The organism is Streptomyces sp. SYP-A7185, from assembly GCF_046103685.1.
Lineage (GTDB): Bacteria > Actinomycetota > Actinomycetes > Streptomycetales > Streptomycetaceae > Streptomyces.
The window spans coordinates 5,639,685-5,665,464 of sequence record NZ_CP122310.1; the positions used below are offsets into that span (position 1 = coordinate 5,639,685).

Annotated in this window: 28 protein-coding genes and 1 pseudogene; 22 read left to right on the top strand and 7 right to left on the bottom strand. The window is 72.0% G+C overall.

From position 1 onward, the window contains the following. The first annotated feature begins 140 nt into the window (after positions 1-140). The 3 genes from rplM to glmM all read left to right on the top strand — a co-directional run bounded on the left by rplM (position 141) and on the right by glmM (position 2,648). Positions 141-584 (top strand): 50S ribosomal protein L13, encoded by a 444-nt coding sequence (gene rplM / locus QBL25_RS24855; RefSeq protein WP_190084432.1) that lies wholly within the window; start codon positions 141-143, stop codon positions 582-584. A 42-nt stretch (positions 585-626) separates the two neighbouring features. Continuing rightward, positions 627-1,148 (top strand): 30S ribosomal protein S9, encoded by a 522-nt coding sequence (rpsI, locus tag QBL25_RS24860; RefSeq protein ID WP_249588321.1) that lies wholly within the window; start codon positions 627-629, stop codon positions 1,146-1,148. A 141-nt stretch (positions 1,149-1,289) separates the two neighbouring features. Beyond that, complete coding sequence (gene glmM, locus QBL25_RS24865; protein WP_409059183.1) at positions 1,290-2,648, top strand: phosphoglucosamine mutase; 1,359 nt, start codon at positions 1,290-1,292, stop codon at positions 2,646-2,648. On the opposite strand, the gene QBL25_RS24870 is transcribed toward glmM, so the two are convergent. Then, positions 2,645-3,592, bottom strand: coding sequence for a DUF389 domain-containing protein (locus QBL25_RS24870; RefSeq protein ID WP_409059184.1), 948 nt, complete (start codon positions 3,590-3,592; stop codon positions 2,645-2,647). The two genes, glmM and QBL25_RS24870, sit on opposite strands and share 4 nt — an antisense overlap. Before the next feature lie 32 nt (positions 3,593-3,624). Beyond that, on the bottom strand, positions 3,625-4,623 hold the full coding sequence (gene coaA, locus QBL25_RS24875; RefSeq protein ID WP_409059185.1) for a type I pantothenate kinase: 999 nt from the start codon (positions 4,621-4,623) through the stop codon (positions 3,625-3,627). 100 nt (positions 4,624-4,723) lie between these two features. Between coaA and QBL25_RS24880 the strand changes: the two genes are divergently transcribed. From QBL25_RS24880 to tsaE, 6 genes and pseudogenes are all read left to right on the top strand, one after another. Then, the gene (locus QBL25_RS24880) at positions 4,724-5,092 is read left to right on the top strand and encodes a holo-ACP synthase (RefSeq protein ID WP_409059186.1); all 369 of its coding nucleotides are present in this window, start codon (positions 4,724-4,726) and stop codon (positions 5,090-5,092) included. A 22-nt stretch (positions 5,093-5,114) separates the two neighbouring features. Beyond that, positions 5,115-6,557: an NAD(P)H-hydrate dehydratase gene (locus QBL25_RS24885; RefSeq protein ID WP_409059187.1), complete on the top strand. Its 1,443-nt coding sequence runs from the start codon at positions 5,115-5,117 to the stop codon at positions 6,555-6,557. A gap of 215 nt (positions 6,558-6,772) precedes the next feature. Then, positions 6,773-7,663, top strand: coding sequence for a L,D-transpeptidase family protein (locus QBL25_RS24890; protein WP_409059188.1), 891 nt, complete (start codon positions 6,773-6,775; stop codon positions 7,661-7,663). Positions 7,664-7,713: 50 nt separating this feature from the next. Further along, complete coding sequence (gene alr, locus QBL25_RS24895; RefSeq protein ID WP_409059189.1) at positions 7,714-8,853, top strand: alanine racemase; 1,140 nt, start codon at positions 7,714-7,716, stop codon at positions 8,851-8,853. Positions 8,854-8,896: 43 nt separating this feature from the next. After that, positions 8,897-10,139, top strand: a pseudogene (locus QBL25_RS24900) (alpha/beta fold hydrolase); the annotation flags it as partial. Then, positions 10,117-10,629 (top strand): tRNA (adenosine(37)-N6)-threonylcarbamoyltransferase complex ATPase subunit type 1 TsaE, encoded by a 513-nt coding sequence (gene tsaE / locus QBL25_RS24905; protein WP_409059190.1) that lies wholly within the window; start codon positions 10,117-10,119, stop codon positions 10,627-10,629. The pseudogene QBL25_RS24900 and the gene tsaE, both read left to right, overlap by 23 nt. 293 nt (positions 10,630-10,922) lie before the next feature. Here the strand turns inward: tsaE and QBL25_RS24910 are convergent, their stop codons facing one another. Then, positions 10,923-11,474 (bottom strand): hypothetical protein, encoded by a 552-nt coding sequence (locus QBL25_RS24910; protein ID WP_409059191.1) that lies wholly within the window; start codon positions 11,472-11,474, stop codon positions 10,923-10,925. Between the two features lie 108 nt (positions 11,475-11,582). Here QBL25_RS24910 and tsaB point away from each other — a divergent pair, with 108 nt between their 5' ends. The 6 genes from tsaB to QBL25_RS24940 all read left to right on the top strand — a co-directional run bounded on the left by tsaB (position 11,583) and on the right by QBL25_RS24940 (position 15,990). Beyond that, positions 11,583-12,239: a tRNA (adenosine(37)-N6)-threonylcarbamoyltransferase complex dimerization subunit type 1 TsaB gene (gene tsaB, locus QBL25_RS24915; protein ID WP_409059192.1), complete on the top strand. Its 657-nt coding sequence runs from the start codon at positions 11,583-11,585 to the stop codon at positions 12,237-12,239. A 29-nt stretch (positions 12,240-12,268) separates the two neighbouring features. Beyond that, positions 12,269-12,742 (top strand): ribosomal protein S18-alanine N-acetyltransferase, encoded by a 474-nt coding sequence (gene rimI, locus QBL25_RS24920; RefSeq protein WP_409062764.1) that lies wholly within the window; start codon positions 12,269-12,271, stop codon positions 12,740-12,742. Continuing rightward, positions 12,735-13,859 (top strand): tRNA (adenosine(37)-N6)-threonylcarbamoyltransferase complex transferase subunit TsaD, encoded by a 1,125-nt coding sequence (tsaD, locus tag QBL25_RS24925; protein ID WP_409059193.1) that lies wholly within the window; start codon positions 12,735-12,737, stop codon positions 13,857-13,859. The genes rimI and tsaD overlap by 8 nt, the downstream gene beginning before the upstream one ends. After that, positions 13,856-14,113 (top strand): hypothetical protein, encoded by a 258-nt coding sequence (locus QBL25_RS24930; RefSeq protein WP_409059194.1) that lies wholly within the window; start codon positions 13,856-13,858, stop codon positions 14,111-14,113. The genes tsaD and QBL25_RS24930 overlap by 4 nt, the downstream gene beginning before the upstream one ends. A gap of 166 nt (positions 14,114-14,279) precedes the next feature. After that, complete coding sequence (locus QBL25_RS24935; RefSeq protein ID WP_409059195.1) at positions 14,280-14,636, top strand: YciI family protein; 357 nt, start codon at positions 14,280-14,282, stop codon at positions 14,634-14,636. Positions 14,637-14,691: 55 nt separating this feature from the next. Further along, complete coding sequence (locus QBL25_RS24940; protein ID WP_409059196.1) at positions 14,692-15,990, top strand: RNA polymerase sigma factor; 1,299 nt, start codon at positions 14,692-14,694, stop codon at positions 15,988-15,990. Positions 15,991-16,036: 46 nt separating this feature from the next. Here QBL25_RS24940 and QBL25_RS24945 read toward each other — a convergent pair whose 3' ends face one another. Continuing rightward, the gene (locus tag QBL25_RS24945; RefSeq protein WP_409059197.1) at positions 16,037-17,263 is read right to left on the bottom strand and encodes a THUMP-like domain-containing protein; all 1,227 of its coding nucleotides are present in this window, start codon (positions 17,261-17,263) and stop codon (positions 16,037-16,039) included. An 82-nt stretch (positions 17,264-17,345) separates the two neighbouring features. On the opposite strand from QBL25_RS24945, the gene QBL25_RS24950 reads away from it, so the two are divergent. From QBL25_RS24950 to groL, 4 genes are all read left to right on the top strand, one after another. Further along, on the top strand, positions 17,346-18,275 hold the full coding sequence (locus QBL25_RS24950; RefSeq protein WP_409059198.1) for a polysaccharide deacetylase family protein: 930 nt from the start codon (positions 17,346-17,348) through the stop codon (positions 18,273-18,275). Further along, on the top strand, positions 18,272-18,607 hold the full coding sequence (locus QBL25_RS24955) for a hypothetical protein (RefSeq protein ID WP_409059199.1): 336 nt from the start codon (positions 18,272-18,274) through the stop codon (positions 18,605-18,607). Before QBL25_RS24950 ends, QBL25_RS24955 begins: the two co-directional genes overlap by 4 nt. A gap of 186 nt (positions 18,608-18,793) precedes the next feature. After that, positions 18,794-19,102, top strand: a complete 309-nt coding sequence (groES, locus tag QBL25_RS24960) for a co-chaperone GroES (protein ID WP_006347174.1) — start codon at positions 18,794-18,796, stop codon at positions 19,100-19,102. A gap of 121 nt (positions 19,103-19,223) precedes the next feature. Then, positions 19,224-20,849, top strand: coding sequence for a chaperonin GroEL (gene groL, locus QBL25_RS24965; protein WP_409059200.1), 1,626 nt, complete (start codon positions 19,224-19,226; stop codon positions 20,847-20,849). A gap of 135 nt (positions 20,850-20,984) precedes the next feature. Here groL and QBL25_RS24970 read toward each other — a convergent pair whose 3' ends face one another. Both QBL25_RS24970 and QBL25_RS24975 read right to left on the bottom strand, forming a co-directional pair. Further along, complete coding sequence (locus QBL25_RS24970) at positions 20,985-21,758, bottom strand: SDR family NAD(P)-dependent oxidoreductase (RefSeq protein WP_409059201.1); 774 nt, start codon at positions 21,756-21,758, stop codon at positions 20,985-20,987. A gap of 91 nt (positions 21,759-21,849) precedes the next feature. Beyond that, entirely contained in the window at positions 21,850-22,527 is a 678-nt protein-coding gene (locus QBL25_RS24975) for an MOSC domain-containing protein (RefSeq protein WP_409059202.1), read from the bottom strand. Positions 22,528-22,606: 79 nt separating this feature from the next. Between QBL25_RS24975 and QBL25_RS24980 the strand changes: the two genes are divergently transcribed. Beyond that, positions 22,607-23,503: a LysR family transcriptional regulator gene (locus QBL25_RS24980; RefSeq protein ID WP_409059203.1), complete on the top strand. Its 897-nt coding sequence runs from the start codon at positions 22,607-22,609 to the stop codon at positions 23,501-23,503. A 33-nt stretch (positions 23,504-23,536) separates the two neighbouring features. Here the strand turns inward: QBL25_RS24980 and QBL25_RS24985 are convergent, their stop codons facing one another. After that, entirely contained in the window at positions 23,537-23,893 is a 357-nt protein-coding gene (locus QBL25_RS24985; RefSeq protein ID WP_409059204.1) for a WhiB family transcriptional regulator, read from the bottom strand. 389 nt (positions 23,894-24,282) lie between these two features. On the opposite strand from QBL25_RS24985, the gene QBL25_RS24990 reads away from it, so the two are divergent. After that, positions 24,283-24,894, top strand: a complete 612-nt coding sequence (locus tag QBL25_RS24990; RefSeq protein WP_003948568.1) for a response regulator transcription factor — start codon at positions 24,283-24,285, stop codon at positions 24,892-24,894. 266 nt (positions 24,895-25,160) lie between these two features. After that, on the top strand, positions 25,161-25,736 hold the full coding sequence (locus QBL25_RS24995) for a sigma-70 family RNA polymerase sigma factor (protein ID WP_055549856.1): 576 nt from the start codon (positions 25,161-25,163) through the stop codon (positions 25,734-25,736). The last annotated feature ends 44 nt before the right edge of the window (positions 25,737-25,780 follow it).

Here is a 25,780-nt window from a genome sequence, read left to right on the forward strand (position 1 = left end):
CCATACGTAGGTTCCCTGGAGCAGTTACCAGTGGCTCGCATACGGGCAGCGTCCCCGGCGATTGTGAGCCCCAGCTGCATGATCGCTTCCTGGGTGCCGTGTGTCTGGACCCCATCCACTGAAGAAGCGAAGGCTACGAAGTGCGTACGTACAGCCCCAAGCCCGGCGACGTGACCCGCCAGTGGCACGTCATCGACGCTCAGGACATCGTCCTGGGCCGTCTGGCGACCACTGCCGCCAACCTCCTGCGGGGTAAGCACAAGGCGATTTACGCCCCCCACATGGACATGGGCGACTTCGTCATCATCATCAACGCCGACAAGGTTCACCTGTCCGGCAACAAGAAGACCCAGAAGATGGCGTACCGCCACTCCGGCTACCCGGGTGGTCTGCGGTCCGTCCGCTACGACGAGCTTCTTGCGAAGAACCCCGAGAAGGCCGTCGAGAAGGCCATCAAGGGCATGATCCCCAAGAACACCCTGGGCCGTCAGATGCTCTCGAAGCTGAAGGTCTACGCGGGCGACCAGCACCCGCACGGCGCTCAGCAGCCGGTCCCGTTCGAGATCACCCAGGTCGCGCAGTAGTTCCGGCCACCCCCAAAGACGTAAAGAATTCTGAGGAGAATCGTGGCCGAGACCACCGTTGAGCAGCCGGTCGAAGAGACCGAGGTTGTTGACGTCGAGCAGTACACCACCGAGTCCGAGGCGCCCGTCGAGGGCGAGTACACCTCTGAGTCGAACGCCGCGCGCTTCGGCGACCCGCAGCCGGCCGCCGGCCTGGGCCGTCGCAAGAACGCCATCGCCCGCGTCCGGATCGTCCCGGGCACCGGCAAGTGGAAGGTCAACGGGCGCACGCTCGAGGACTACTTCCCGAACAAGGTCCACCAGCAGGAAGTCAACGAGCCCTTCAAGGTGCTCGAGCTCGACAACCGCTACGACGTCATCGCCCGCATCTCGGGTGGCGGCGTCTCCGGTCAGGCCGGTGCGCTCCGTCTCGGTGTCGCCCGTGCGCTGAACGAGGCCGACGTCGACAACAACCGCGCCGCCCTCAAGAAGGCCGGTTACCTCAAGCGTGACGACCGTGCGGTCGAGCGCAAGAAGGCCGGTCTCAAGAAGGCCCGCAAGGCTCCGCAGTACAGCAAGCGCTAATCTGCCTGCTTGTACTTTTCGTTCGCCCCGGCGGCACGTTGTGTGCTGCCGGGGCGTTCGTTTATCGGAAACCTGGAGATCCTGGTGATCCCGGGTCGGGACCCCGGTCACCCCGGGGTAGAAGTCCGGAGGAGGACAGCAGTGGGACGACTCTTCGGCACGGACGGCGTGCGCGGTGTCGCCAACGCGGATCTGACGGCCGAGCTCGCGCTCGGGCTCTCCGTGGCGGCGGCTCATGTGCTCGGCGAAGCGGGCACGTTCGAGGGCCATCGGCCGGTCGCGGTGGTCGGACGAGACCCCCGCGCGTCAGGGGAGTTCCTGGAGGCCGCGGTGGTCGCCGGTCTCGCGAGCGCGGGCGTGGACGTCCAGCTCGTCGGTGTGCTGCCCACCCCCGCGGTGGCGCATCTCACCGGTGCGCTGGGCGCCGACCTCGGCGTGATGCTCTCCGCGAGCCACAACGCCATGCCGGACAACGGCATCAAGTTCTTCGCGCGCGGCGGCCACAAGCTGGCCGACGAGCTGGAGGACCGCATCGAGTCCGTGTACGAGGAGCACCGCACCGGCGCTCCCTGGCAGCGCCCCACGGGCGCGGGCGTCGGCCGGGTCACCACGTACGACCAGGGCCTCGACCAGTACGTCGCGCACCTCCTGGGCGTGCTTCCCAACCGGCTCGACGGACTGAAGATCGTCCTCGACGAGGCGCACGGCGCGGCCTCCCGCGTCTCGCCCGAGGCCTTCGCGCGCGCCGGCGCCGAGATCATCACGATCGGCGCCAAGCCGGACGGCCTGAACATCAACGACGGCTGCGGTTCCACGCACCTGGAGCTGCTCAAGGCCGCCGTCGTCGAGCACGGCGCCGACTTCGGCGTCGCGCACGACGGGGACGCCGACCGCTGCCTCGCCGTGGACCACACCGGCGCCGAGGTCGACGGCGACCAGATCCTCGCCGTCCTGGCGCTCGCCATGCGCGAGCACGGCACGCTGCGCGCGGACACCGTGGTCGCGACGGTCATGTCGAACCTCGGCTTCAAGCTCGCCATGGAGCGCGAGGGCCTGGCCTTCGTGCAGACCGCCGTCGGCGACCGGTACGTCCTGGAGTCGATGAAGCAGCACGGCTTCGCCCTCGGCGGCGAGCAGTCCGGGCACGTGATCATCCTCGACCACGCGACCACGGGGGACGGCACCCTGACGGGGCTGCTGCTCGCCGCGCGCGTCGCCGAGACCGGGCGTTCGCTGGCCGAGCTCGCCGGGGTCATGGAGCGTCTTCCGCAGGTCCTGATCAACGTGCCGGACGTCGACAAGACGCGCGTCGACACCTCCGCCGAGCTGTCCGCCGCCGTCACCGAGGCCGAGCGGGAACTGGGCGAGACGGGCCGGGTGCTGCTGCGCTCGTCCGGCACGGAGCCGCTGGTGCGGGTCATGGTCGAGGCCGCCGACATCGACCAGGCCCGGTCCGTGGCCGGCCGCCTCGCCGACGTGGTGAAGTCCGCGCTGGGCTAGGCCCGCCGTGTCTTCGCGGTACGTTCGCGCTGCCTGGCCCAGAGGACCTTCTGGGCGAGCAGCGTGAGCGTGCCGGCGACGACGATGCCGAGCAGGTTGAGCAGGAGCTGCTCGCTGGAGCCCCAGGTCTGCCGCGCGTCCCCGTAGCTGAGCGCCACCGCCGCGTTGGCCGCGGCCGGGACGGTCGTCACCGAGATCGCGACGCCCACCAGGGCGCCCGACTTGGCCGAGGTCAGCGAGAGCATGCCCGCGGCTCCGGCCAGGACCGCCACGACGAACGAGAACCAGTCGGGCGCGTACACGAAGCCGGTGTTGGGACGTTCCTGGTCCAGCTGCCTCTCGCTGAAGAGGCCGACCGCGTCCATGAAGAAACTGAAGCCGACGGTCACCGCCATGGCGACGGCGAAGCCCGCCAGGATCGCCACGAGCGAGCGCAGCGCGAGCCGTGGGGCGCGCTGGACCAGCGCGGTGCAGAAGCCCGCCAGGGGGCCGAACTCCGGTCCGACCGCCATCGCGCCCACGATCAGGATCGCGTTGTCGAGGACCACGCCGCAGGCCGCGATCATCGTGGCGAGGGTGATGAAGGCCAAGTACGTGACCGAGAGCGTCGATTCCTCGTGCGTCGCGTCGGAGAGCTGCTCCCACAGGACCGCGTCCGCGCCCTCGCCCGGCGCCTCGTCCTCCGCGTCGTCCGCGCGCGAGGACAGCGACAGGTCGATGTTCTCCAGGGCGATCGAGCCCGTCTCGTCGATGCCGAGGTCACGCAGGCCGCCGATGAGCGTGTCGCCCGCCTCCCGGGCGACGTCACACGTCACGACGTCGCCCACGGGGCTGCGGGCCGCGCCAGGGACGACGGTCAGATGGGTGGCGCCGACGGTGCCCTCGATGAGGCGTACCACCTCGGCCGTCGTGTCCGCCGGGGTGATCAGGCGCAGATGCAGCATGCGACGCAGGGTATCCAGGAGGCCGCCGGTGACTAAAGCTTGCGCAGGCTCAGACGCCGCACCTTGTGGTCGGCGCCCTTGCGGATGACCAGGGCCGCGCGGCCCCTGGTCGGCGCCACGTTCTCCAGGAGGTTGGGCTTGTTGATGGTGCGCCAGGTCGTGCGGGCGTAGTCCAGGGCCTCTTCCTCCGAGACCTGCGTGTACTTGCGGAAGTACGAGGAGGGGTCCTGGAACGCCGTGTCCCGGAGCTTCTTGAACCGGTTCAGGTACCAGCTCTCGATGTCCTCGGCGCGCGCGTCCACGTAGACGCTGAAGTCGAAGTAGTCGGCCAGGCCCACGCGGGTGCGGCCGTCCTTGCCGGGGAGGGCCGGCTGGAGGACGTTCAGGCCCTCGACGATGAGGATGTCGGGGCGGCGGACCGTGAGGCGCTGGTCCGGCACGATGTCGTAGATCAGGTGGGAGTAGACGGGCGCCGTCACCTCGTCCTTGCCCGCCTTGATGTCCGCGACGAAGCGGGTCAGGGCCCTTCTGTCGTACGACTCGGGGAAGCCCTTGCGGGACATCAGGCCGCGGGCCTCCAGCTCCTTGGTGGGCAGCAGGAAGCCGTCGGTCGTCACGCGCTCGACGCGCGGGTGCTCGGGCCAGCGGGAGAGCAGGGCCTGGAGGAGGCGGGCGACGGTCGACTTCCCGACGGCCACCGAGCCCGCGACCCCTATGACGAACGGCGTGCCCGACTGGGAGCCCTTCTCGCCGAGGAAGGTGTTCAGGGCGCCGCGCAGCCCGTCCGTCGCGCCCACGTAGAGGTTCAGGAGCCGGGAGAGCGGCAGATAGATGTCCCGCACCTCGTCCAGGTCGATGACGTCACCCAGGCCGCGGAGCCGCTCCAGCTCCTCGGCGGTCAGCGGGAGCGGCGTCTTGTCGCGCAGGGCGCTCCACTCGTCGCGGGTGAGGTCGACGTAGGGAGTCGCCTCCGGCCTGTGCCGGTGGGCGCTCCGCGCGGTCGTCGGGGGTTCGGAGACCGAAGAGATCACAGTCCATTGTTACGGCTGTTTGAACGGGCCGGGGGGTGGGGTGCATCACCCCCTGCGGGGCTTGAACGGTTACAGTGCCCGGCCTCGTAGGCTGCTGCCCGTGATTATTGGGGTCGGAATCGACGTGGCCGAGATCGATCGGTTCGAGGCGGCGCTGGAGCGTACGGGCGGGATGGCCGGGCGGCTCTTCGTCGAGCGGGAGCTGCTCCTGCCGAGCGGGGAGCGGCGCGGGATCGCCTCGCTGGCGGCCCGGTTCGCGGCCAAGGAGGCGCTGGCCAAGGCGCTGGGCGCGCCCGCCGGGCTGCGCTGGACGGACGCCGAGGTGTACGTCGAGGGGAGCGGGCAGCCGCGGCTGCGGGTGAAGGGGACGGTGGCCGCGCGGGCCGCCGAGCTGGGGGTGCGCTCCTGGCACGTCTCGCTCAGCCATGACGCGGGGGTGGCCTCCGCGGTGGTGATTGCCGAGGGCTAGGCCCTGGGTGACACTCGGGGGCATGCGTACTGCGTATCCGGTGGAGACGGTCAGGGCAGCCGAGCGGGAACTGATGGCGCGGGTGCCGGAAGGGGCCCTGATGCAGCGGGCCGCGGCGGGGCTCGCGGTGGTCTGCGCCGAGGTGCTCGGCAAGGTGTACGGCTCGCGGGTCGTGCTCCTGGTGGGCGGCGGGGACAACGGCGGCGACGCGCTGTACGCCGGGGCGCGGCTGGCCCGGCGCGGGGCGGGTGTGTCCGCGGTGCTGCTCTCGCCCGAACGGGTGCACGGGGGCGGGCTTGCCGCCTTCCGCGCGGCCGGGGGGCGCGTGGTGGCCGGCGAGGGCGCCGAGGGGGTCCTGGGCCGTGCGGATCTGGTCGTCGACGGGATCGTGGGCATCGGGGGGAAGGGCGCGCTGCGAGAGCCCGCCGCCCGACTGGCCGGTGCGGTACGGGCTTTGGGGACCCCCGTGGTCGCCGTCGATCTGCCGAGCGGGGTCGACGCGGACAGCGGGGTGGTCGTCGGCGAGGCCGTGCGCGCCGACGTGACGGTGACCTTCGGGGCGTACAAGCCGGGGCTCCTGATCGATCCCGGGCGGGAGTACGCGGGGGTGGTGCGGCTCGTCGACATCGGGCTGGAGCCGGGCGCCGCCGGGGCGGCCGGCGGTGAGGTCGAGGCGTTCCAGTACGCGGATGTGGCCTCGCTCCTGCCGATGCCGACCGGGGAGAGCGACAAGTACCGGCGGGGCGTCGTGGGGATCGTCGCCGGGTCCGCCCGGTACCCCGGAGCGGCCGTGCTCGCCGTGGCCGGTGCGCTGCGGGGCGGGGCGGGGGCCGTGCGGTACGTGGGGGACGCGGCGGACGCCGTCATCGCCCGCTTCCCGGAGACCCTCGTGTCCGCGGGGCCGCCGTCCAAGGCGGGGCGCGTGCAGGCCTGGGTGGCGGGGCCGGGGCTGGGGGACGACGCCGGGCGGCTCGCGGAGGTGGTGGCCGCGGAGGTGCCCGTGCTGATCGACGCGGACGGGCTGCGCCTCGCCGACGCCGGGGCCGTGCGGGGCCGGGCCGCGCCCACGTTGCTGACGCCGCACGCGGGGGAGGCGGCCGCGCTGCTTGGCGTGGCGCGCGACGAGGTCGAGCGGGGGCGTATGGCGGCCGTGCGGGAGCTGGCGGGGCGGTACGGGGCGACGGTGCTGCTCAAGGGCTCCACGACGCTGGTGGCGGGGCGGGAGGGCGCCGTCCGGGTCAACCCCACGGGCACGCCGTGGCTCGCCACGGCGGGCAGCGGGGACGTCCTGTCGGGCCTGGCCGGTGCGTTGCTCGCGGCGGGGCTCGGGGCTCGGGACGCGGGGTCCGTGGGCGCGTATCTGCACGGCCTCGCGGGGCGCCATGCGGCGGACGGGGCGCCGGTGGGTGCGCACGACGTGGCGGAGGCGATTCCGGCGGCTTGGCGGGATGTGCGGGGGGACTAGGGGCCGGGCGTCGTGGGCGGATGCGGTCTGTTCGCTGAGGGGCGGATGCGGGGTGATCGGGCGGGTGGGCGGAAGAGGCCTGTTCGGTCCCGGGAAGCTGCGGGGCAAGTAGGCAGGGGCCCCGACAAGGCCCCCCCGGCCGGTGCGACGCTCCTTCGGGTGACCCCTCAGCGCGGCGCAGCCGGACCCGCGTAACCGCGGGGTTCGCTCATCACATGATCAGTAAGACAGCTCAGCGCGGCCTCGCCGTGCTGCTCGCGCTGGCCGCCGCCCTCCCGGCGGCCCCCGCCTTCGCTGACCCCACGCCACCGAGCCCCGCGGCCCCCGCCGCCCGGCTGGTCCCCGGAGTCCCGCTGCCCCCGCGCCACCCCTGGCAGCGGGACACCCCCGACCAGGACCTCGCGCCGCACGTCTACACCCCCAGCGCCGAAGAGGACGCCATCGAGCCGGCTGACGCCGTGGGCGAGCAGCTCATCGAGTACGTGCCGCCCGGCGAGGTGCAGACCAAGGCGGCCGCCGCCCGCTGCACCAAGAGCACGGGCCCCCACCAGCGGCAGGTCGAGCGCTGGCTCAAGCTCACCGTCGACGGCAGGCAGTCGCCCAAGGACTGCCGGGCCATCCGCGCCTTCCAGCAGAAGGAAGGCATCCGGCCCGCCATCGGCTTCGCCGGACCCGTCACCTGGGCCCGGATGCGCCTCATCTCCGCCCGCACGTCACCCAACGCCGCGAAGAAGTGCCCCACGCGCGCGTACCGCCTCGCCTGCGTCGATCTGCCCCGGCAGCTGATGTGGGTGCAGAAGGGCAAGAAGACGCTCCTCGGGCCGGTGCCGATCCGCAGCGGACGCGCCGGGTACGCGACCCGCACCGGCTGGCACAAGATCTACTGGAAGCACAAGAACCACTGGTCGTCGATCTACGAGACCCCCATGCCGTACAGCCAGTTCTTCGACGGCGGGCAGGCCTTCCACGCCATCTACGGCAACATCTACGGTCCGCCCGGCTCCCGCGGCTGCGTGAACATGCGCCTCGACGACGCGCGCGCCCTGTGGAAGACGCTCCACAAGGGCGACCGGGTCTACGCGTGGGGACGCAGGCCCGGCACCTGAGGCGCGCGGCTGCCAGGGTGTCAGCGGGCTCTGAGACACTGGTCGGCGTTATGACTGAGACCGCACCTTTGCGTGCCCGCGCCGAGATCGATCTGGCCGCCCTCCGGGCCAACGTGCGGACTTTGCGTGCCCACGCGCCAGGAGCCGCCTTCATGGCCGTCGTGAAGGCGGACGCGTACGGCCACGGGATGGTGCCCTGCGCCCGTGCCGCCGTCGAGGCGGGGGCCACCTGGGTGGGCACCGCGACCCCCGAGGAGGCCCTCGCGCTGCGGGCCGCCGGGATCGGGGGCCGCCTCATGTGCTGGCTGTGGACCCCGGGCGGGCCCTGGCGCGAGGGTGTCGAGGCCGACCTCGACATGTCGGTGAGCGGGATGTGGGCGCTGCGCGAAGTGGCCGCCGCCGCGCGGTCCGTGGGGCGCCCGGCCCGTGTCCAGCTCAAGGCCGACACCGGACTCGGACGCAACGGCTGCATGCCCGCCGACTGGCCCGAGCTGGTCTCGCAGGCGCGCCAGGCCGAGGCCGAGGGCCTGGTGCGCGTCACCGGCATCTGGTCGCACTTCGCCTGCGCCGACGAGCCGGGCCACCCCTCCATCGCGGCCCAACTGGCCCTGTTCCGCGAGATGATCGCGGCGGCCGAGGAGCGGGGCATCCGCCCCGAGGTGCGCCACATCGCCAACTCGCCCGGCACGCTCACGCTCCCGGAGACCCACTTCGATCTCGTACGCCCCGGGATCGCGATGTACGGCATCTCGCCCAGCCCCGAGGTCGGCACCCCGGAGGAGTTCGGGCTGCGGCCCGTCATGCGGGTCAGCGCCTCGCTCGCCCTCGTGAAGCACGCCCCGGGGGGTCACGGCGTGAGTTACGGGCATCACTACGTCACACCGGGCGAGACGACCCTTGGACTGGTTCCGGTCGGGTACGGGGACGGGGTGCCGCGCCACGCGTCCGGCACGGGTCCGGTGCTCGTCGGCGGCAAGCTGCGGACGGTCGCCGGGCGGGTGGCGATGGACCAGTTCGTGGTCGACCTCGGCGGTGACGAGCCGGCGGTGGGCTCCGAAGCGGTCCTGTTCGGCCCCGGCGACGGGGGCGAACCCACCGCGGAGGACTGGGCACAGGCGGCCGGCACCATCGCGTACGAAATCGTCACCCGCATCGGATCGCGTGTCCCGCGCGTCTATGTGAACGAGTGACCGGCACGGCGGGAAGCGGACGGCGTTCGAGGAGGAGCGGCACGTGAGCGAGACCAGCACGGGGGCGGCCGCGGAGGCGGTGACGGAGGTCGCGGCGGCGGCCGGCAACTGGCGCAGGGCCGGTTTCGCCGGTGCCGCGATAGGCGTCGTCGCCGCGGGCGCGGCGGCGGGTGTCGCCATCGAGCGGCTGACGGTCGGCCGCGGCATGCGCAAGAAGGCGCGCCTGGCGCTCGACGCGTCCGGGCCGTACGGCTCGCTGCGCGGCCAGCCCGGCCAGGCGTACGCCGACGACGGCACCGAGCTGTCGTACGAGGTGGACGAGGTGGAGCCGGACAGCGCCCAGGCACCGCGCCGCCGCAGGCTCTTCGGGCGCAGGACGCCCGCTCCCGTCACCGTGGTCTTCAGCCATGGGTACTGCCTGAGCATGGACTCCTGGCACTTCCAGCGGGCGGCCCTGCGGGGGGTCGTGCGCTGTGTGTACTGGGACCAGCGCAGCCACGGCCGTTCGGGGCGCGGCGTGGCGCAGACGGACGGGACGCCGGTCTCCATCGACCAGCTGGGCCGGGACCTGAAGGCCGTCATCGACGCGGCGGCGCCCGAGGGCCCGCTGGTCCTGGTCGGGCACTCCATGGGCGGCATGACGACGATGGCTCTCGCCGACCACTTCCCGGCGCTGATCCGCGAACGCGTCGCGGGCGTCGCCCTGGTGGGCACCTCGTCCGGGCGGCTCGGCGAGGTCAACTTCGGCCTCCCGGTCGCCGGGATGAACGCCGTGCGGCGGGTGCTGCCGGGGGTCCTGAAGGCGCTCGGCTCGCAGGCCGAGCTGGTGGAGAAGGGGCGGCGGGCCACCGCGGACCTCTTCGCCGGCGTCATCAAGCGCTATTCGTTCTCGTCGCGGGAGGTGGACCCGGCGATCGCGCGGTTCGCCGAACGGATGATCGAGGCGACCCCCATCGACGTGGTCGCCGAGTTCTATCCGGCGTTCGCCGAGCACGACAAGACGGAGGCGCTGAAGCACTTCGCCGGGCTTCCGGTGCTGGTCCTGGCCGGGGACAAGGACCTGGTGACGCCGAGCGCGCACAGCGAGGTCATCGCCGATCTGCTGCCGGACGCCGAGCTCGTGCTCGTCCCGGACGCCGGCCACCTGGCGATGCTGGAGCACCCCGAGGCCGTCACGGACCGCCTCGCGGACCTTCTCGTGCGGGCGGGGGCGGTTCCCGCGGCGGCCGACGCACGGACGTCCAGCGGCTAACGTGGGTGGGCATGGAAGCACCGCACAACCCGGCCCCCGTGAACACCCTCGGCATCACCGTCACCTCGCCCGAGCAGATGGGCGACCTGGGCCGCCGCCTGGCCAAACTGCTGCGCCCCGGCGACCTCGTGATGCTCACCGGCGAGCTGGGCGCCGGCAAGACGACCCTGACCCGCGGCCTGGGTGAAGGCCTCGGCGTGCGCGGCGCCGTCACCTCGCCGACCTTCGTCATCGCCCGCGTCCACCCGTCCCTCTCCGACGGCCCGCCCCTGGTGCACGTGGACGCGTACCGCCTGGGCGGCGGTCTCGACGAGATGGAGGACCTCGACCTCGACGTCTCGCTGCCCGAATCGGTGATCGTCGTGGAGTGGGGCGACGGCAAGGTCGAGGAGCTGTCGGACGACCGGCTGCGCGTCGTCATCGACCGGACCGTCGGCGACACGACGGACGAGGTGCGCGAAGTGACGCTGACCGGGGTCGGCGAGCGGTGGGCGCAGGCCGACCTGACGCTGCTTTCGGCCTGATCCTCGTCTTTTCGCCCAACATTCCGACAAGCCGTCGGCAAGATGTTGCGCGGCGTGCGTCGCGCGTGGTCACATGGATGCCAGTACGGGTTAGGTCTACCTAACCACGTCTGCCCCCGGAGCCCAGGAGGCATCCATGTCGGCTTCAGAACGCGACGCCAAGGCGCGGCCGCACGCACTGCCGGGGCCCACGGATCCATCGGGGGTCTCCATGCGCGATCTGCTGGCGTCCTGCGCCGCCGCGAGCGCGGTCTCCACGCCGCCGCGCGACCCGGCGCCCCGGGGTGAGGCGGCTACGGAACGACGACGACCTTCTTGCTGATCGTCGCGAACTCCCACATCGCGTTGCCGTCCTTGCGCGACTCGCGGATGCCGCCGGTCTTCTTCGACGGATCGGGCTTCGGCGTGGAGCCGTCCACCGCCGCGCTGAAGCCGATCGCGATCCCGTCCACGCTCGCGAAGCGCACGACGTGCTCGATCGCCACGCCATCCGTTCCGGTGACGGTGCCCGAGCGCGAGGTGACGGCGTACGTGCCCGGGACCGGGTCCACCGTGCTCGGCGTGACCTTGAAGGTGCGCTGCGCCTTGCCGCCGGCGTCGACCAGCCACACGCGGTCCTCGCCCACCGAGTAGACGACCCGCTCGCCCGTGCCGGACTGCGCCGGGACGGTCTTCGGGTCGGCCTTCTCCTTGGGGGAGCGGGTGGCCGACGCGGAGGGGGACGTGTCCGGTTTCTTGCCCAGGGTGTCCGGCGCGTTGGCCGATGCCTGGAAAGCGAGGAAGCCGACCGCGGCGAGCGCAGCGGCGGTGAGCCCGGCCACGAATCCCGAGCTGCTCCTGGACACCTGCGCCACCCTCTTCGTACTCCGTACGGCTATGGGGTGACGGTAGCAGCAGGTGTGCGGCATCCCCGGTCGGCCGTGCTCCGGGCGTCGGAGCCGTAGGCTATTCGCGTGCTCTTGCTCGCTCTGGATACCGCCACCCCCGCCGTCACCGTCGCCCTGCACGACGGCTCGTCCGTCGTCGCAGCCTCCAGCCAGGTGGACGCCCGCCGCCACGGCGAGCTGCTGCTGCCCGCCGTCGACCGGGTGCTCGCCGAGGCGGGGCTCGGGCTCGACGCCGTGACCGGCATCGTCGTCGGCGTGGGCCCCGGCCCGTACACCGGCCTGCGGGTCGGCCTGATGACCGCCGACACGTTCGGCCTCGTGCTCGGCGTGCCGGTGCACGGGGTGTGCACGCTGGACGGCCTCGCGTACGAGTCCGGCGTCGAGGGCGGTCCCTTCGTCGTCGCCACGGACGCGCGGCGCAAGGAGGTCTACTGGGCGCGGTACGCGGACCCGCGCACCCGCCTCACCGAGGCCGCCGTGGACCGCCCCGCCGACATCGCCGACGAGGTGGCGGGCCTGCCCGCCGTCGGCGCCGGCGCGGTGCTCCACCCCGAGACCTTCCCGGACGCCCGCGCCCCCGAGCACGTCTCGGCGGCCTCGCTCGCCTCGCTCGCCGCAGAGCGGCTGGCCGCGGGCGAGGAGCTGGCGGCCCCCAGGCCGCTGTACCTGCGGCGGCCCGACGCGCAGGTCCCCAAGAACTACAAGGTGGTCACCCCCAAGTGACATCCGTGACGACAGTCGTCCTGCGCGAGATGCGCTGGTGGGACATCGAGCCGGTCTTCGTCCTCGAGAAGGAACTCTTCCCGGACGACGCCTGGTCGCGCGGCATGTTCTGGTCCGAGCTGTCCCACGCGCGCGGCCCCACGGCCACCCGCCGCTATGTGGTCGCGACGGACGGGGACCGCCTCGTCGGGTACGCCGGACTCGCCTCGGCCGGCGACCAGGCCGACGTGCAGACCATCGCCGTGGCCCCGAGCCACTGGGGCACGGGGCTCGGCTCCCGGCTCCTGACCGACCTGCTGTGCGCGGCCACGGCCTTCGAGTGCGCCGAGGTCATGCTCGAGGTGCGGGTCGACAACACCCGGGCGCAGAAGCTGTACGAACGCTTCGGTTTCGAGCCCATCGGCTTCAGGCGCGGCTACTACCAGCCGGGCAACGTGGACGCCCTCGTCATGCGCCTGACCGATCCATCATCTTCCGTACAAGGATCCGACACCCATGGCTGACTCGCGCGACCAACCTCTCGTCCTCGGCATCGAGACCTCCTGCGACGAGACCGGCGTCGGCATCGTCCGCGGCACCACCCTGCTCGCCGACGCCATCGCCTCCAGCGTCGACGAGCACGCGCGCTTCGGCGGCGTCGTGCCCGAGGTCGCCTCGCGCGCGCACCTGGAGGCGATGGTGCCGACCATCGACCGCGCGCTGAAGGAGGCGGGCGTCGCCGCCTCCGACCTCGACGGCATCGCGGTGACCGCGGGCCCCGGCCTCGCGGGCGCGCTGCTCGTGGGCGTCTCGGCGGCCAAGGCGTACGCGTACGCGCTCGGCAAGCCGCTGTACGGCGTGAACCACCTGGCCTCGCACATCTGCGTGGACCAGCTGGAGCACGGCGCGCTGCCCGAGCCGACGATGGCGCTGCTCGTCTCCGGCGGCCACTCCTCGCTGCTGCTCTCCACCGACATCACCTCGGACGTGCGGCCGCTCGGCGCGACCATCGACGACGCGGCGGGCGAGGCCTTCGACAAGATCGCGCGCGTGCTCGACCTGGGCTTCCCCGGCGGCCCCGTCATCGACCGGTACGCCAAGGAGGGCGACCCGCGGGCGATCGCGTTCCCGCGCGGCCTCACCGGGCCGCGCGACGCCGCGTACGACTTCTCCTTCTCCGGTCTGAAGACGGCCGTCGCGCGCTGGATCGAGGCCAAGCGGGCCGCGGGCGAGGACGTCCCCGTCCGTGACGTGGCGGCGTCCTTCCAGGAGGCGGTCGTCGACGTGCTGACCCGCAAGGCCGTGCGGGCCTGCAAGGACGAGGGCGTGGACCACCTGATGATCGGCGGTGGCGTGGCCGCCAACACCCGGCTGCGCGCGCTCGCCCAGGAGCGGTGCGAGGCGGCCGGGATCCGGTTGCGGGTCCCGCGGCCGAAGCTGTGCACCGACAACGGCGCGATGGTGGCCGCCCTGGGCGCGGAGATGGTGGCGCGCAACCGCTCGGCCTCCGACTGGGACCTCTCGGCGGACTCCTCGCTCCCGGTGACGGAGCCGCACGTGCCGGGCCACGCGCACGCCCACGATCACGCGCACTCCCACGACCACGTGCACGAGGTCAGCAAGGAGAACCTGTACTCGTGACCGCCACGCTGATGTGGGAGGCCCGCGCCGCCGACGGGCGGGGCGAGGACCTCCTGGCGTGGGCGCGGGAACAGGTCCTGGACCCCGCTCCGGCCCGCCGCGAGACCTTCCGCGCCCCACAGGACCGCGTCCTGGTCCTGACCTGGTGGGACGCGCCCCTCGACACGCCTCTGCCCGAACTCCCCGAGCCTCCGCCCGAGCTGGTGACCCGGGCGGTGCACCGCTGGCGCTTCGAGTCGGTCGGCCTGGGCTGAGGGCCCTGGCCGGCCGGGGTGACGCGCCGCTCCGAAAGAAATTCCGAGGAATTCCGGAGCGCGTGTCGATTCGGGTGTCTCCCGTTCGACGCAGGGGTGAGAGGCGGGGAACGGCCCCGCCCGTCGCGTGGCCCGCGGGGTCGCGCGACAGCCGAAGGGACCTGACATGCCGCGCTTCCTCACGATGATCCGCGTCGACGAGAAGAACTCCCCCGAGGGCGGCCCCAGCCCCGAGATGGGCGAGCGCATGGGCGCCCTCCTGGAGGAGATCACCAAGGCCGGGGTCATGCTCGACACCGCGGGCCTCACGCCGAGCGCCCAGACCACCCAGGTGTACTGGAAGGACGGCCGCCTGTCCGTCACGGACGGCCCGTTCACCGAGGCCAAGGAGGTCGTCGGCGGCTACTCGATCACGCAGTGCAAGGACCGGGCCGAGGCCGTCGAGTGGGCGAGCCGCTTCCTGAAGACCCACGACGAGCAGTGGACCGTGACGGCGGAGGTCCGGGAGATCATCGAGGGCTGACGCGGCCGGCGCCGGCCTTTGCGGCGCCACCGTGGGGGTGCTCTGATGGGTGGCCGTGACGGCCCACTCCTCAGAGCCCCCTCGCCGGGAGCGCCCGGACGCGTCCCGCGGCGCCATCGAGACCGTCTTCCGGATGGAGTCCCCGCGCCTGATCGCGGGAGTCGCACGGATCGTGCGCGACGTGGGCATCGCGGAAGAACTCGCGCAGGACGCGATGGTCGCCGCGCTGGAGCAGTGGCCGCGCACCGGCGTCCCCGACAACCCGGGCGCCTGGCTGACGACCGCCGCCAAGCGCCGCGCCATCGACCTCGTGCGCCGCAGGGAGCGCTACGCGCGCAAGCTGGCGGAGATGGGCCGCGACCTGGAGGCGGCGCCGCCGCACGTCGACGAGCCCGCCGACCCCGACGACATCGACGACGACCTCCTGCGCCTCGTCTTCACCGCCTGCCACCCGGTGCTCTCCGCCGAGGCCCGCATCGCGCTCACGCTGCGGCTGCTCGGCGGTCTGTCGACCCCGGAGATCGCCCGCGCGATGCTGGTCCCCGAGGCGACGGTCGCCCAGCGCGTCGTCCGCGCCAAGCGCACCCTCGCCGCCAGGGCCGTGCCCTTCGAAGTGCCGTACGGGGCCGAGCGCGAGGCCCGGCTCGGGTCGGTGCTCGAGGTCATTTACCTCATCTTCAACGAGGGGTACGCGGCCACGGCGGGCGACCAATGGCTGCGCCCCTCCTTGTGCGAGGACGCCCTGCGGCTCGCCCGCGTGCTCGCCGGTCTGATGCCGCGTGAGGCCGAGGTGCAGGGCCTGGCGGCGCTGCTGGAACTCCAGGCGTCCCGTGCGGGGGCGCGGACGGGACCGCAGGGCGAGCCGGTGCTCCTCGCCGGCCAGGACCGGCGGCACTGGAACCTGCCGCTGATCCGGCGGGGCTTCGCCGCGCTCGCCCGGGCCCGCTCGGTGGCTCCGGGCGCGCCGGGCCCGTACGAACTCCAGGCCGCGATCGCCGCCTGCCACGCGAACGCCCCGTCGTACGAGGCGACGGACTGGCCCCGGATCGTCGCCCTGTACGAACTCCTCGCCGCCCGCGCCCCGTCACCGGTGGTCGAGCTGAACCGCGCGGTGGCCGTCTCGATGGCCTCGGGCCCGGCCCACGCGCTGCCCTTGGTGGACGCCCTCGCGGACGAACCCGCCCTGAAGGACTACCACTTGCTGCCGAGCGTGCGGGGCGATCTGCTGCTGCGGCTGGGGCGTGCGGCGGAGGCGCGGGCGGAGTTCGAGCGGGCGGCGGGGCTCACGCGGAACGCGCGGGAGCGGGAGCTGCTGTGCGGCAGAGCCGAAGCCTGTGGTCCGTCCGACGGGTGAGGACGGACGCGGCGGAGCCGGTGAGCGACGGTGCTCAAGACCCCGTTCAGGGGCCCGCCACCGGCCGCCCGATCAGCATCGCCGGCGCGCCCGCCACCCGGGTGAGGAAGACCGTCGCCGCGTTCTTGCCCTGCGGCTTCACCTTCTTGCGCAGCTCCTCCGGTTCCATCGCCGACCCGCGCTTCTTCACCGTCAGGATCCCGACCTCCCGCTCCCGCAGCACCGCCTTGAGCTTCTTCACGCCGAAGGGCAGCTGATCGGTGATCTCGTACGCCGTGGCGTAGGGCGTCGCGTGCGGGGCGTCGGAGGTGACGTACGCGATGGTCTCGTCGATCAGGCCGCCCGCCACCCGCGCGGCCACCTCCGCCACCAGATGCGCGCGGATGACGGCGCCGTCCGGCTCGTACAGATAGCGCCCCACCGTCCGCACCCGCGGGTCCGGCAGCATCGCGTCGAGCGGGGACCACAGGGAGGCGCCCGAGGGCAGCAGGGTCGCGCGGTGCGAGGACGGCGTGTCGGTGCCGAACCACAGCACGGCCTCCTTCACGTCTCCGCCGTCCGAGATCCACTCCGCCGCGGCGTCGGCGGGCACCGCCTCGTGCGGGATGCCGGGAGCGATCTTCAGCGCCGCGTGCGGGGCCTTGCGGGCGGCCTCTACGGCCCACGAGAGGGGCGGGGAGTAGGCCTCGGGGTCGAAGATGCGGCCCCGGCCGCCGCGCCGCGCCGGGTCCACGAAGACGGCGTCGTACGCGGACGTGTCGACCTCGGTGACGTCGGCCTCGCGCACCTCGATGAGGTCCGCGAGCCCCAGGGCGTCCGCGTTCGCGCGCGCCACCGCGCAGGTCAGCGGGTCGCGGTCGACCGCGAGGACGGCGACACCGGCCCGGGCCAGGGCGATCGCGTCCCCGCCGATGCCGCAGCAGAGATCGGCCACGGCGCGTACCCCGAGGGCCTGGAAACGCTCCGCGCGGTGCACGGCCACGCTCGTGCGGGTGGCCTGCTCGACGCCGTTCGGCGTGAAGAACATCCGGCCCGCGTCCTCGGCGCCGAACTTCGCCGCCGCCCGCCGCCGCAGCCGTGCCTGTGCGAGCACCGCCGTGACCAGCTCCGCCGGGTGGTCGCGGCGCAGCCGGGTGGCGACGGCCAGCTCCCTGGCCGGGTCGGCCTCCCGGACCTCGTCGAGGTCGAGCAGGGACCGGCCTTCGGGGGTGAGCAGCGCGGAGAAGGAGGTCAGGGCGGTCGAGGCGCGGTCGAGGTCGTTCACCCGGCCCATTGTGGGCCAGTCGGTGGATGGTGCGCGTCCGGCGGCGGTGTCGGCCCGTCGGCGGGGCTTTGAGCTGCAAAGATCCGGCGCCATGCAACTAGTACGACAAAACGACAAATTCGGCCCAAGAGGGCAGATCCGGGGGCGGGTGCGGACCGGAGCGGCCGTGCTCGTCGTGGCCGCGATCGCCTCCGGCTGCGCTTCGGGCGCTGACGGCGCGGCCAAGCCCGCCCCCGGTCAGCAGCGCCTGGACGCGCCGCCCGCGCGCGCCCTCGACTCCTACGCCCAGAAGCTCCGCGTCGCCCAGGTCGCCCGCGCCGCCGCCGCGAAGCGCTGGGGCCTGGCGAAGCCTCCGCTGGCCGCGCCGCCCGCGCCGGCCAAGAAGCCGGGGATCACCACCCGCAAGGGGTTCGAGGTCAAGGGGCAGGCCGCGCTGCCGCCCGTCTTCACGACCGTCCCCACCAAGGAGAAGGTCGTCTTCCTGACCATCGACGACGGCGCCGAGAAGGACCCGGCGCTGCTCAAGATGATGGGCGAGCTACAGATCCCGTACACCGCCTTCCTCAGCGACTACCTGGTCAAGGAGGACTACGGCTACTTCAAGAAGATGCAGTCCCGTGGGGTCTCGCTGAACAACCACACCCTCAACCACCGCTACCTGCCGGGGCTTTCGTACGCCGGTCAGCGCCGCGAGATCTGCGGGATGCAGGACGTCATCCAGAAGCGCTACGGCAAGCGGCCCGAGCTCTTCCGCCCGCCGTACGGCAACTACAACGCGGACACGCTGCGGGCCGCCAAGTCCTGCGGGATCAAGGCCGTGCCGCTGTGGGCGTCCGAGGCCTTCGCCGACCACATGGAGTGGCGCGAGTGGGACCGGGACCTGCATCCCGGCGACATCATCCTCACGCACTTCCGGGGGCGCGAGGACTGGAAGGGCACGATGCCCGACATGGTCCGCAAGGTCATGAAGACGGTCACCGACAAGGGGTACGCGGTGGCCAGGCTGGAGGACTACCTGTGACCGGGCGGGCGCGGGCGCGCCGCTCCCTCGCCGCGGCCCTCGCGGCGGGCGTGCTCGCGCCCGCGCTGCTCACCGGGTGCGCGCAGTCGGTCGACCCGATCGAGCGTCTGGGCAGAAAGGCGGCGGAAAAGGTCCCCGAGCGGAAACCGGCCGCCGACCGCTGCGGGCAGGCGCTCCGCGAGGCGCGGCGGGCGGCCACGGCCCCGCCCGCGGGACCCCCGGAATCCGGGCGGGACAAGGGGACGGAGACGGAACCCCCCACCGCGGAGACGCGTTGCCCGGAGGGGCGCGATGCGGCCTCCGCGGCACCGGAACGCACCCCGCCGAAATAAGACCCGCGTCAGCGAATTGGCACTCCGCTTGACCGAGTGCTAATCGTCGTCCTAGTCTCGGCCCTGGCACTCACCAATGGAGAGTGCCAACAGCGACGGGCAGGTCCGGCACCCGCGACGACGGATCCACCTGGTCGCCACCCCAGACTGTTAACCCCGTAGATCTCCGAAGGGGGAGACCGGATCGTGACGACCGCCAGCTCCAAGGTTGCCATCAAGCCGCTCGAGGACCGCATTGTGGTCCAGCCGCTCGACGCCGAGCAGACCACGGCCTCTGGCCTGGTCATTCCGGACACCGCGAAGGAGAAGCCCCAGGAGGGTGCTGTCCTCGCCGTGGGCCCGGGCCGCTTCGAGAACGGCGAGCGCCTGCCGCTCGACGTGAAGGTCGGCGATGTCGTGCTGTACAGCAAGTACGGCGGCACCGAGGTGAAGTACAACGGCGACGAGTACCTCGTCCTCTCGGCTCGCGACGTGCTCGCGATCGTCGAGAAGTAATTCACCTGCTTCACCAGTATTGCTTTTGAGTTGCGCCCCTGGTCACCCCGCTGCTGATTGCCGGGCGGCGAGGGGCGCAGTTCGTTTGAACCCGATTTTTCGAGAGGGCTGAACCGCTCCCATGGCGAAGATCCTGAAGTTCGACGAGGACGCCCGTCGCGCCCTCGAGCGCGGCGTCAACAAGCTTGCCGACACGGTCAAGGTGACGATCGGCCCCCGCGGCCGCAACGTCGTCATCGACAAGAAGTTCGGCGCTCCCACCATCACCAACGACGGCGTCACCATCGCCCGCGAGGTCGAGGTCGAGGACCCGTACGAGAACCTCGGCGCGCAGCTCGTCAAGGAGGTGGCGACCAAGACCAACGACATCGCGGGTGACGGCACCACCACCGCGACGGTCCTCGCCCAGGCCCTGGTCAAGGAAGGCCTGCGCAACGTAGCCGCCGGTGCCTCCCCGGCCGCCCTGAAGAAGGGCATCGACGCGGCCGTCAAGGCCGTGTCCGACGAGCTTCTCGCGACCGCGCGCCCGATCGACGACAAGGCCGACATCGCGGCCGTCGCCGGTCTGTCCGCCCAGGACCCGCAGGTCGGCGAGCTCATCGCCGAGGCGATGGACAAGGTCGGCAAGGACGGTGTCATCACCGTCGAGGAGTCCAACACCTTCGGTCTGGAGCTCGACTTCACCGAGGGCATGGCCTTCGACAAGGGCTACCTGTCCCCGTACATGGTGTCCGACCAGGAGCGTATGGAGGCCGTCCTCGACGACCCGTACATCCTGATCCACCAGGGCAAGATCTCCTCCATCCAGGACCTCCTGCCGCTGCTCGAGAAGGTCATCCAGACCAACGCCTCGAAGCCGCTCCTGATCATCGCCGAGGACGTCGAGGGCGAGGCCCTGTCGACCCTGGTCGTGAACAAGATCCGCGGCACCTTCAACGCCGTCGCGGTGAAGGCTCCCGGCTTCGGCGACCGCCGCAAGGCCATGCTCGGTGACCTCGCCACCCTAACGGGCGGCACCGTCATCGCCGAAGAGGTCGGCCTCAAGCTCGACCAGGTCGGCCTCGACGTGCTCGGCACCGCGCGCCGCGTGACCGTCACCAAGGACGACACCACCGTCGTCGACGGCGGCGGCGACGCCTCCGAGGTGCAGGGCCGCGTCAACCAGATCAAGGCCGAGATCGAGGCCACGGACTCCGACTGGGACCGCGAGAAGCTCCAGGAGCGCCTCGCGAAGCTGGCCGGCGGCGTGTGCGTCATCAAGGTCGGCGCCGCCACCGAGGTGGAGCTCAAGGAGAAGAAGCACCGTCTGGAGGACGCCATCTCCGCGACCCGCGCCGCGGTCGAGGAGGGCATCGTCTCCGGTGGTGGCTCCGCTCTGGTGCACGCCGTCAAGGTCCTCGAGGGCAACCTCGGCAAGGACGGCGACGAGGCCACCGGTGTGGCCGTCGTCCGCCGCGCCGCCGTCGAGCCGCTGCGCTGGATCGCCGAGAACGCCGGCCTCGAGGGCTACGTCATCACCTCGAAGGTCGCCGAGCTCGACAAGGGCTTCGGCTTCAACGCCGCGACCGGTGAGTACGGCGACCTGGTCAAGGCCGGCGTCATCGACCCGGTCAAGGTCACCCGCTCCGCCCTGGAGAACGCCGCCTCCATCGCGTCGCTGCTCCTGACGACCGAGACCCTGGTCGTCGAGAAGCCGGCCGAGGAAGAGGCCGACGCCGGTCACGGCGGTCACGGTCACTCGCACTGACGCGCTGCCGCTGAGCTGAACCGGAGGCCCGGTACCCCGCAGTGGGGTGCCGGGCCTCCGTGCGTCCTGGCGCGCGGGCCCGTCGTGGCTTGTCGCGCAGTTCCGCGCCCCTTGCGGGGCGCTCCTGTCGTGCGTCTACTGCGGGCCGTACTTGCGGCCGGTACGGGATGTCACTCCGCCCAGCAGCGCCCTCGGGGTCACCTTCACCACTCCCATCAGCGCCTTGTAGCGCGGGTCCGGGATGGAGAGGGACTTGCCGCGGGCCAGGTCGTCGAGGGCCGCCGCGACCAGCTTGTCCGCGTCGAGCCACATCCACTTGGGGATGTTCGACGTCCCCATCCCGGCCCGCTCGTGGAACTCGGTCCGTACGAAACCGGGGCACAGGGCCATCAGCCGCACCCCGGACCCGGCCAGGTCCTTCGCCGCGCCCTGCGTGAACTGCACGACCCACGCCTTGGACGCGCCGTACGTCCCGCGCGGCACGAACGCCGCCACCGAGGCGACGTTGACGACCCCGCCCCGGCCCCGCTCCCGCATCGAGGCGGTCGCCGCCGACGTCAGCCGGAGCACCGCCTCGCAGTGCACCTTGAGCATCGTCAGCTCGTCCTCGATCGGCACCTCCAGGTACCGGCCCTTGTTGCCGAACCCGGCGTTGTTCACCAGCAGGTCGACCGCGTTCCTGCGGTCCGAGAGCCGCTTCTCGACGGCGGCGATGCCCTCGTCGGTCGCGAGGTCCGCGGTCAGGACCTCCGCCTCGATGCCGTGCCGGTCGTGCAGTTCGGTCGCCTGCTCCCGCAGCCGCTCGGTGTTCCGTGCCACCAGGATCAGGTTGTGGCCGTCACCGGCGAGCCGCCGGGCGAAGGCCGCGCCGATACCGGCGGTCGATCCCGTAATCAGAGCCGTAGTCATGGCCCAAGGCTAGTGAGATCCGGTGGCCCGTGTGTCGCCCGGACGGCCGCTTGACCTGCCGACCCTTCAAGTCACCACGGCGCAGGGCCGGTTACGGCGTGCGCGCCCCGTGCTTGAGCGCGTACGCCCGGGCCTTCTCGGTCAACTCGGAGTGCAGCGCGTCCCCGGCGGCGAGCAGACCCGGCAGCAGGTGCTTGTCCGTCATCACCGCCCTGAACTGGAGGGCGACGGTGATGTCGTGCTCCGGCCGGTGCACGACGTCGATCGGGTCGCCGCCGCGGATCTCGCCCGGTTCGAGCACCCGCAGATAAGCGCCGGGCAGGCCCCGCTGCGTGAAGCGCCTGACCCACTTCGTCTCGCCGAGGTGGCCCTGGAACGTCTGGCAGGGGATGCGGCCCGAGGTCACTTCGAGGAGCAGGTCGGGGCCGACGCGCCAGCGCTCGCCGATCTTCGCGCCGCTCACGTCGAGGCCGGACGTCGTGAGGTTCTCGCCGAAGGAGCCGTGGGGCAGCGCGCGGCCGAGCAGTTCCTCCCAGGCGTCGAGGTCCTCGCGCGCGTAGGCGTACACCGCCTGCTCGTCGCCGCCGTGGTGCCGCGTGTCGCACACCTCGTCCCCGGCGAGGCCGCTCCCGCCGACGCCCTTGGGGCCGGGCACCGCCACCCGTACGGCCCCTTCGGCGGGCTGCTTGTCGATGCCGGTGCCGCCCGAGGGTGCGTCGGTGTAGTCCACGGCTTTGAACCGGCCCAGATTCACGGAAAGAAGCTTCATGGCGGCAGGCTAGGCGAACTCCCTCAAAGCGTCGACGCATTATTGGGCGTTTGATCCAAGCGTCGCTTATGCTTGATCCATGATCGAGGCCCGTCATCTCCGTGTCCTGCGTGCGGTCGCCGCCACCGGCTCCTTCTCCGCCGCCGCGCGCGAGCTCGGCTGCACCCAGCCCGCCGTGAGCCAGCAGATGAAGGCCCTCGAAGCCTCCGCGGGCACGACCCTGCTGATCCGCACCGGCCGCGAGATGCGCCTCACCCAGGCGGGCGAGGCTCTGGTCCGGCACGCCGCCGGGATTTTGGCCGGGCTGACCGCCGCCGAGGAGGAGGTCGCCGCGATCGCGGGCCTGCGGGCCGGCCGCGTCCGCCTCGTCTCCTTCCCCAGCGGCAGCTCGACGCTGGTGCCGAGCGCGCTGGCCGCCCTGCGTGCCGCGCACCCCGGCACCCGGGTCTCGCTGGTGGACGCCGAACCGCCGCGTTCGGTCGAGATGCTGCGCGAGGGCGACTGCGACGTCGCGCTCGCCTTTCGCTACGAGGGAGCTTCCGCCGCCGAGGAGTGGGACGACCTGGTCGTGCGCCCCCTGCTCGCCGACCGGCTCGTCGGTCTCGTGCCCGAGGGGCACCGGCTCGCCGCGGCGGAGTCGGTCGCCATCGGGGAGCTGGCCGACGAGCCGTGGATCGCGGGCTGTCCGCGCTGTCGCAGGCAGCTGGTCGAGGTCTGCCAAGGGGCGGGGTTCGTGCCCCGCATCGATTTCGCGACCGACGACTATCCGGCGGTGATCGGTCTGGTCGGCGCGGGCCTGGGGGTCGCGGTGCTCCCCGAACTGGCCATCGAATCCGTACGCCCCAAAGGTGCACGCACAGTGACGGTGGAGCCCGCCGTCCAGCGCGAGATCGTCGCGCTCACCCTGCCGGATCTGGCGCAGGTGCCCGCGGTGGCCGCCACGCTGGACCACCTCGCGCGGGCCGCCCGGCGCTGAGCGCCCTCGAAGAAACGTTCCTGCACAAAGGCGTCAGGTGTGCGTGATCATGCCGCCGCCCGATGCTCCCGCCGCGGCCGACGCCGCGGGTGCGCTCGTCGTGACGAGGCGGTTGCGCGCACGGCCCATGAGCTCCTCGCGTTCGTCCTCGGTGAGGCCGCCCCACACGCCGTACGGCTCCCGTACGGCGAGGGCGTGAGCGGCGCACTCCGCACGTACCGGGCACCTCATGCAGACCTCCTTGGCGGAGTTCTCACGCGCGCTGCGTGCCGCGCCCCGCTCGCCCTCGGGGTGGAAGAAGAGCGAGCTGTCGACCCCGCGGCAGGCCGCGAGGAGCTGCCAGTCCCAGAGATCTGCGTTCGGTCCGGGAAGGCGGGAGAAATCTGCCATTGCTTGTCTCCTGGTAGCCGTTCTGCGCGGATACGGTGCCCACGACCGTACATCTACTGTCTAAGGAGATGAAAATATGACTCATTGGAAAATCTAGCCACAGATACCAGCAAAAGGAAGGGAAAGGGGCTAAATGGGGCATGGGTTGTGATGAAAGGTTGAGGGTCTCTTGCGCTGTCTGCTCTGTGTCCGCGCCCTCACGTAGAGTGCCGAAGGAGGCTGACCGCCCCGTAACTCTTTCGGGTGACCGTCGTTGAGAGTGCGAGGCGGTTGAAAGAACAAGCGCTCGGGCAGATGTCCGAGAGCGTCAACCGCACAGGTGACGAATATGTACCAGCCTGGAGGCTCAAGGTGACGCGCAGCAGCTGTGAGAGCCGCGGAGGACAGTCATGACATCCGTCCTCGTCTGCGACGACTCCCCGCTTGCCCGAGAGGCGCTCCGCCGCGCGGTCGCGACCGTGCCCGGCGTCGAGCGCGTGACGACGGCGGCCAACGGCGAGGAAGTCCTGCGCCGCTGGGGCGCCGACCGCTCGGACCTGATTCTGATGGACGTACGCATGCCCGGTCTGGGCGGCGTGGAGACGGTCCGGCGGCTGTTGTCCGCCGACCCCGGTGCGCGCATCATCATGCTCACCGTGGCCGAGGACCTGGACGGCGTCGCACTCGCGGTCGCCGCGGGGGCCCGCGGCTATCTGCACAAGGACGCCTCGCGCGCCGAGCTGCGCGCGACCGTCACCCAGGCGCTCGCCGACCCGACGTGGCGACTGGCTCCGCGCAGACTGCGCTCGGCCGAGATGGGCGCGGCGCCCACCCTCACCGCCCGGGAGATCCAGGTGCTGGAGGGCATGAGCCACGGCCGGTCGAACGCCGAGATCGGACGTGAGCTTTTTCTCTCCGAGGACACGGTCAAGACCCACGCCAGGCGGTTGTTCAAGAAGCTCGGCGCCTCGGACCGCGCGCACGCCGTGGCGCTCGGTTTCCGCTGGGGCCTGGTCCGATAGGTGTGCCGCCGTGCGGGCACGGCGATCCCCGCCCGCCGAGTGGTGGGCGGGGTGACGGACGCCCGTCGCTCCCTCTCGCGGGAGCGGTTGCCGTTGCTTCGCCGCCGATGCCGCATCCTTGAGGTGTGGAGTTCCTCGGGGACAGGTCGGTCGAGCGGGAGGGGAGGGCGCACCAGATGAGTTCCGGCGCACCTGCTCATAACGCTTCGGTGCACAACTACGGACGTGGTGCCACGGATCAATCGGCGCCAAGGCACCATGGACCGATGCGCGATGACAAGACGACGGTGATCGGTGCCCTCGTCCTTCGCGCGGTCGAGGGCGACGAGCAGGCGACGCACGACCTGCTCGCGCACGTGCACCCCCTGGCCCTGCGGTACTGCCGCACCCGACTCTCCCGACTGCCCGGGGACGCGCGGCACTTCGTGGAGGACCTGGCGCAGGAAGTGTGCGTCGCGGTCCTCCTCGCCCTGCCTCGCTACAAGGACACGGGCCGCCCCTTCGAGGCGTTCGTCTTCGCGATCGCGGCGCACAAGGTCGCCGATCTCCAGCGGGCCGCGATGCGCCATCCCGGGTCCACGGCGGTGCCGTCGGACGAGATGCCCGAGCGGCCCGACGACTCCCTCGGCCCCGAGGAGCGCGCGCTCCTGAGCAGCGACGCCGAATGGGCCAAGAAGCTCATGGCGAACCTCCCCGAGAACCAGCGCGAGCTGCTGCTCCTGCGGATCGCCGTCGGGCTCACGGCCGAGGAGACCGGGCAGATGCTGGGCATGTCGCCGGGTGCCGTGCGGGTCGCGCAGCATCGCGCGCTGAGCCGGCTGCGGGCCCTGGCCGAGCAGTAACGATCAACTGCCTCTCGGTGATCGCCTTCCCTGTCCGTTCGTGA

Coding starts and splice junctions, on each gene's coding strand:
- QBL25_RS24870 (WP_409059184.1), bottom strand. CDS start 3,592: ATGCTGCATCTGCGCCTGATCACCCCGGCGGACACGACGGCCGAGGTG.
- QBL25_RS24885 (WP_409059187.1), top strand. CDS start 5,115: ATGCGTACTGCGTATCCGGTGGAGACGGTCAGGGCAGCCGAGCGGGAA.
- QBL25_RS24890 (WP_409059188.1), top strand. CDS start 6,773: ATGATCAGTAAGACAGCTCAGCGCGGCCTCGCCGTGCTGCTCGCGCTG.
- alr (WP_409059189.1), top strand. CDS start 7,714: ATGACTGAGACCGCACCTTTGCGTGCCCGCGCCGAGATCGATCTGGCC.
- tsaE (WP_409059190.1), top strand. CDS start 10,117: ATGGAAGCACCGCACAACCCGGCCCCCGTGAACACCCTCGGCATCACC.
- rimI (WP_409062764.1), top strand. CDS start 12,269: ATGCGCTGGTGGGACATCGAGCCGGTCTTCGTCCTCGAGAAGGAACTC.
- tsaD (WP_409059193.1), top strand. CDS start 12,735: ATGGCTGACTCGCGCGACCAACCTCTCGTCCTCGGCATCGAGACCTCC.
- QBL25_RS24935 (WP_409059195.1), top strand. CDS start 14,280: ATGCCGCGCTTCCTCACGATGATCCGCGTCGACGAGAAGAACTCCCCC.
- QBL25_RS24945 (WP_409059197.1), bottom strand. CDS start 17,263: ATGGGCCGGGTGAACGACCTCGACCGCGCCTCGACCGCCCTGACCTCC.
- QBL25_RS24950 (WP_409059198.1), top strand. CDS start 17,346: ATGCAACTAGTACGACAAAACGACAAATTCGGCCCAAGAGGGCAGATC.
- groL (WP_409059200.1), top strand. CDS start 19,224: ATGGCGAAGATCCTGAAGTTCGACGAGGACGCCCGTCGCGCCCTCGAG.
- QBL25_RS24970 (WP_409059201.1), bottom strand. CDS start 21,758: ATGACTACGGCTCTGATTACGGGATCGACCGCCGGTATCGGCGCGGCC.
- QBL25_RS24975 (WP_409059202.1), bottom strand. CDS start 22,527: ATGAAGCTTCTTTCCGTGAATCTGGGCCGGTTCAAAGCCGTGGACTAC.
- QBL25_RS24980 (WP_409059203.1), top strand. CDS start 22,607: ATGATCGAGGCCCGTCATCTCCGTGTCCTGCGTGCGGTCGCCGCCACC.
- QBL25_RS24985 (WP_409059204.1), bottom strand. CDS start 23,893: ATGGCAGATTTCTCCCGCCTTCCCGGACCGAACGCAGATCTCTGGGAC.
- QBL25_RS24990 (WP_003948568.1), top strand. CDS start 24,283: ATGACATCCGTCCTCGTCTGCGACGACTCCCCGCTTGCCCGAGAGGCG.
- QBL25_RS24995 (WP_055549856.1), top strand. CDS start 25,161: ATGCGCGATGACAAGACGACGGTGATCGGTGCCCTCGTCCTTCGCGCG.